This window comes from Mesorhizobium sp. M0618, assembly GCF_040320765.1.
Lineage (GTDB): Bacteria > Pseudomonadota > Alphaproteobacteria > Rhizobiales > Rhizobiaceae > Mesorhizobium.
In genome coordinates this window covers 1-1,515 of the sequence record NZ_JAMYQH010000073.1, presented here as the reverse complement: position 1 = coordinate 1,515, position 1,515 = coordinate 1, and the positions used below count along the sequence as shown (strand labels likewise).

General features: G+C 59.3%; 1 protein-coding gene and 1 pseudogene. Both read right to left on the bottom strand.

Going from position 1 to position 1,515, the window contains the following annotated elements; all coding sequences use genetic code 11:
* Window positions 1-265: 265 nt before the first annotated feature.
* Window positions 266-403 carry a hypothetical protein gene (locus NKJ04_RS33565; protein ID WP_352556341.1) on the bottom strand — a complete coding sequence of 46 codons (138 nt, stop codon included), beginning with the start codon at window positions 401-403 and terminating at the stop codon, window positions 266-268.
* A gap of 181 nt (window positions 404-584) precedes the next feature.
* A pseudogene (locus NKJ04_RS33560) lies at window positions 585-841 on the bottom strand (type II toxin-antitoxin system ParD family antitoxin).
* Window positions 842-1,515 lie beyond the last annotated feature (674 nt).

Sequence of the window (1,515 nt, the reverse complement as noted above, 5' to 3'; positions counted from 1 at the left end):
GTCGCCAGCGGCGAGCCGCCCTCGTTCGTGAGGCGTATATAGTCGCCACACTCGACAACTGTCAACACACATCGACAATGTTTTTTCGATTTCTCGTAGAGATATCCACCGGGCCGAAATTCATGAGTTGGCTTGGCTGAATTGTGGGCGGCGTTCTAGCGCCTACCATTCCTGTGATGCGTCCCGAGCTCGAGGCGCTGATGTGTGCCATCGCACCCGCCGCGCCTGGAGGACTGCCGAGCAATTCACCACCGAAGCGCGCCGTTTAGAGCTGGTCCTCGAGCAATTCCGGCGTGATGTTCCGGCCGGCGTAAAAGATGCCCAGGATCAGGACCCGCCCACCCTCGACGGCGAAGGCAGTGCTGACCGCGCGGCGATAGCCAACTATCCGCAGCCCAGGCATGATCTCGACCCGCTCGGTGCCCCGCTGTGGAAAAGTAGACAGGCCGAGACAATGGTCGCGGATACCCGCAATGAAATTCCAGGCGATCGCCGGCGACGCACGTCCGGCTATATCATCATCATCGTAGAGTTGCTCCAGCTCGGCTTCTCCCCTGGGTGGAAGACAGTCCGATACTCCACCCCTACTTGGCTTTCGCCTCCTTCGCGCGATGACGCGCCTCCAGCCGGGAGAAAACCGTTTCGGCAGGATTCCCTTCGATGAATCCTGCCGGAGTTCAGTTAGGCGCCCCGGTATCTCCTCGCGCACCCGCTCCGCCTCGAAATCCTCAAGCATGCGCAGGCCCGCGCGGACAACCTCGCTGGCATTACTGTAGCGGCCTGATTCGAGCTGCTTCCTGATGGAGCTCTCGTAATGGTCATTCAAAGCGCAATTTGGCATTGGCACCGCCCTGCGGGAACATGGGAGTGATCCCGAACCTGGATAGATGTCAGCTATTAGCAAAATTGGCTGATTCGACCATGCCACGCCTTGCGCCACTCATCCCCAGAGAATCACCCTTCACTTGATTCGACTTGATCGAGGCGTCGCTTCAACGCCCCGGGCCGTTCGGCCAACGGCACTTGCGGCTATTGCGGCGTGACACACCCAACGGCCGGCGCGATCGAGAATCCACATGCAGGTCGATTCGCGGTCCTCAGTCATTGTCATGGCCGAGGGTGGCCACAAAAGCCGGCTGAATAGAACGCCACCCCGACCCAATTCATTTCGTATTTGATTGCAAGTCATCACCGACATCACTGACCGATGCCTGACAAGAGGATCGGATGCTTCGTCTTTTTTGCCTCCGATTCGGTTGATCCGGTCATGGCGGCGGCTGGGCACTTCACTGCCAGTCCCCTAAACGCAAACGGCCCGCGGCTGCGGGCTGTTTTGAATTAGGTTTTGTCGAGAGGCTTGTTTTGTTGTCGTAGCTTGTCGGCTGAGGCCTCTTTGTGCGCCGAGGAGTGCCGCGCTTGCAGGCACCATTGTCCCCCGAATGCGAACGGCCCGCTGGCTGGTGCCTGGGGGACTGTTGTTTGGTGCAGATTGGTTTGCGGGGGACGGGATTGGGT

Bases quoted from the DNA above. Each gene is read 5' to 3' on its own strand.
- NKJ04_RS33565 (WP_352556341.1), bottom strand. From the start codon at position 403: ATGCCTGGGCTGCGGATAGTTGGCTATCGCCGCGCGGTCAGCACTGCC.